The organism is Ruegeria sp. BA12 (assembly GCF_056539625.1).
The window spans coordinates 1-3,777 of record NZ_JBQFVF010000024.1 but is presented as its reverse complement, the minus strand read 5'-3'; the positions used below and the strand labels follow the sequence as shown (position 1 = coordinate 3,777).

Sequence of the window (3,777 nt, the reverse complement as noted above, 5' to 3'; positions counted from 1 at the left end):
AAACGCACTCCTCTCTACGATCTCCATGTTGAGTTGGGAGGCAAGCTGGTTGATTTTGCTGGGTGGGAGATGCCTGTTCAGTATCCGCTGGGGATTATGGGTGAGCATAAGCAGTGTCGTGAGAAGGCGGCGGTGTTTGATGTGTCTCATATGGGTCAGGTGATCCTGCGCGGTGAGGATGTAGGCGCGAAGCTTGAGGCGATCTGCCCGCAGGCCTATGCGACGCTGAAGCCCGGCAAGGCGCGGTATGGGTTTTTCACCAATGCCGAAGGCGGGATCATGGATGATCTGATCGTGTCGAATGCGGGGGATCATTTCTTTGTGGTGGTGAACGCGGCGCTGCGGCATCAGGACATTCCGCATATGAAAGCGAACCTTGAAGGCGTTGAAGTGACCGAGATCTTCGACCGCGCGCTGGTGGCGGTTCAGGGCCCCAAGGCCGAAGATGTCGTGGGCGAACTGTGCCCGGCGGCGCGGGACCTGAAGTTCATGGAAACCACCGTCGCCGATATCAACGGTGTCGAATGCCGCATCTCGCGGCTGGGCTATACCGGCGAGGACGGGTACGAGATCTCGATCCCCGAAGACAAGGCGATCGAGGTCACCAAGGCCTTTCTGGCGCATGAGGATTGCGAACCTGCGGGTCTGGGCGCGCGCGACAGCCTGCGGCTGGAGGCGGGTCTGTGCCTCTATGGCAATGACATCGACCAGACGACCTCGCCGATTGAGGCGTCCCTTGGCTGGGCCATTCAAAAGCGCCGCAAGGAAGAAGGCGGTTTTCCGGGTGCGGACCGCGTACAAAAGGAACTGGCCGAGGGTCCGGCGCGCAAGCTGGTGGGCATCAAGCCCGACGGTCGCGCCCCCGCGCGTCAGGGCGTCGAAGTCCAATGTGCCGAGGGCAATACCATCGGCCAGATCACCTCGGGCAGCTTTGGCCCCACGGTCGGCGGTCCCGTTGCGATGGGCTATGTGAGCAAGGGTCATGGCGAGCCGGGCGAGAAGGTCAATCTGATCATCCGGGGCAAGGCGCAACCGGCGCAGATCGTGGCGCTGCCCTTCGTCAAACAGAATTACAAGCGTTGAAGTCAGGAGAGAGAGACATGGCAACCTATTATTCCGAAGAGCATGAATGGCTGACCGTCGAAGGGGACACGGCCACTCTGGGCATCACCAAACACGCGGCTGAGCAGCTGGGCGAAGTGGTCTTCGTCGAGCAGCAGGAAGCGGGCGACGAGTTCGAAAAAGGCGGCGAGATCGGCGTGATCGAATCCGTCAAGGCCGCGTCCGAGCTCTATGCGCCGGTCGATGGCGAGATCACCGAGGTCAACGAGGCGCTGGCCGACAACCCCGGCGCGCTGAACGAAGACCCCGAGGGCGAGGCCTGGATCTACAAGATCAAGATCGCGGATGCCGCGCAGCTTGAGGATCTGATGGACGAAGCCGGCTACAAGTCCTTCATCGGGTAAATCTATGTCGGAGCCCTGTCCCTGGGGCTCCGCCCGTTCGGGCCTGAATCTGTCCACCGGACAGATTCCGGGACGGCCCTCACTCTCCGCCGGAGGCTCCCGCAGTCTCCGCCGGACCTGACCTTTTCGACAGGAGCGCTGCAATGGCCTTCAAACTGACCGATTACGAAGCCTATGACTTCGCCAACCGCCGCCACATCGGCCCGTCGCCCACCGAGATGCGCGACATGCTCAAGGTGATCGGCTTCAAGACGCTGGACCAGCTGATCGACGCAACGGTGCCGCCTGCGATCCGGCAGAAAGAGCCGCTGGACTGGGGTCCGGCGATGACGGAACGCGATGCGCTTTTCCACATGAAAGAGGTGGCGAGCAAGAACAAGGTTCTGACCTCGCTGATCGGTCAGGGCTATTACGGCACCACCACGCCGGCGCCGATCCTGCGCAACATCTTGGAAAACCCTGCCTGGTACACCGCCTATACGCCGTATCAGCCCGAGATCAGCCAGGGCCGTCTTGAGGCGCTGTTGAACTTCCAGACCATGGTCAGCGACCTGACCGGGCTGGACGTGGCCAACGCCTCGCTGCTGGACGAAGCCACAGCCGCTGCCGAAGCGATGGCGATGGCCAAGCGCGGCGGTCGCTCCAAGGCCAACAACGCGGCCTTCTTTGTCGACCGCAACTGCCACCCGCAGACCATCGCGGTGATCAAAACCCGGGCTGAGCCGCTGGGCATAGACGTGCAGGTCGGCGACCCCGATGCGCTGGATGCAGGCGCGGTGTTTGGCGCGATCTTCCAGTATCCGGGAACCCACGGCCATGTGCGCGACTTCACCGCCGAGATTGCGGCGCTGCACGAACACAAGGCGATTGCCATCGTCGCCGCCGACATCCTGTCGCTGGCGCTGCTGAAGTCACCGGGCGAGATGGGCGCGGATATCGCCATTGGCTCGACCCAGCGCTTTGGCGTACCAATGGGCTATGGTGGCCCGCACGCCGCTTATATGGCGACCACCGACAAGCTGAAGCGGTCGATGCCCGGCCGGATCATCGGTGTCAGCATCGACAGCCGCGGCAACAAGGCCTACCGCCTGTCGCTGCAAACCCGCGAGCAACACATTCGCCGCGAGAAAGCCAACTCGAACGTCTGCACAGCGCAGGCGCTGCTGGCGGTCATCGCCTCGATGTATGCCGTGTACCACGGCCCCGACGGCATCAAGGCCATCGCGCAATCGGTGCATCGCAAGACCTCGCGCATGGCTGCCGGTCTGGAAGAGGCGGGCTTTGCCGTGGAACCGGAAGTGTTCTTCGACACCATCACGGTTGAGGTCGGCCACCTGCAGAACGTCGTGATGGAGGCCGCCGTGGCCCGTGGCGTCAACCTGCGCAAGGTCGGTGATACCAAGGTGGGCATCAGCCTGGACGAACAGACCCGCCCCGAGACCATCGAGGCCGTCTGGGGCGCCTTCGGCATCGACCGCAAGGATGACAGCTCGAACGTGGCCTACCGCCTGCCGGATTACGCGCTGCGCGAAAGCGCCTATCTGACTCACCCGATCTTCCACCAGAACCGGGCCGAGGCCGAGATCACGCGCTATATGCGCCGTCTGGCCGACCGCGACCTGGCGCTGGACCGGGCGATGATCCCGCTGGGATCGTGCACCATGAAGCTGAACGCCACGATCGAGATGATCCCGGTCACCTGGCCCGAGTTCGGTAACCTGCACCCGTTCTGCCCCGAAGATCAGGCGCAGGGTTATCACGAGATGATTGCGGATCTGAACGACAAGCTGTGCCAGATCACCGGCTATGACGCGATCTCCCAGCAGCCCAACTCGGGCGCGCAGGGCGAATATGCGGGCCTGCTGACCATCCGCAACTATCACGCATCGCGGGGTGAGGCGCACCGCAATGTCTGCCTGATCCCGACCTCGGCGCATGGCACCAACCCGGCCTCGGCGCAGATGGTGGGCTATCAGGTTGTGCCGGTGCAGGCGGATGAGAACGGCAACATCGATGTCGTCGATTTCCGCGCCAAGGCGGAAAAGCACAGCGATCATCTGGCTGCCTGCATGATCACCTATCCGTCCACCCATGGCGTGTTCGAGACCACCGTGCAGGAGGTCTGCCAGATCACCCATGATCACGGCGGTCAGGTCTATATCGACGGTGCCAACATGAACGCCATGGTCGGCCTGTCGCGTCCGGGTGACATTGGCGGTGACGTCAGCCACCTGAACCTGCACAAGACCTTCTGCATCCCGCATGGCGGCGGCGGCCCCGGCATGGGTCCGATCGGCGTCAAGGCGCATCT

3 protein-coding genes are annotated in these 3,777 nt (G+C 62.9%); all 3 read left to right on the top strand.

Annotated elements, in window-relative coordinates:
* The coding region (gene gcvT, locus ACR0B0_RS20810; protein WP_480649416.1) for a glycine cleavage system aminomethyltransferase GcvT at positions 1 to 1,083 on the top strand (1,083 nt) is incomplete at its 5' end.
* 17 nt (positions 1,084 to 1,100) lie between these two features.
* Positions 1,101 to 1,466, top strand: a complete 366-nt coding sequence (gcvH, locus tag ACR0B0_RS20805; RefSeq protein ID WP_170352139.1) for a glycine cleavage system protein GcvH — start codon at positions 1,101 to 1,103, stop codon at positions 1,464 to 1,466.
* A gap of 143 nt (positions 1,467 to 1,609) precedes the next feature.
* A partial coding sequence (gcvP, locus tag ACR0B0_RS20800) for an aminomethyl-transferring glycine dehydrogenase (protein ID WP_480649414.1) occupies positions 1,610 to 3,777 on the top strand: 2,168 nt, incomplete at its 3' end.

Bases quoted from the DNA above. Each gene is read 5' to 3' on its own strand.
- gcvH (WP_170352139.1), top strand. From the start codon at position 1,101: ATGGCAACCTATTATTCCGAAGAGCATGAATGGCTGACCGTCGAAGGG.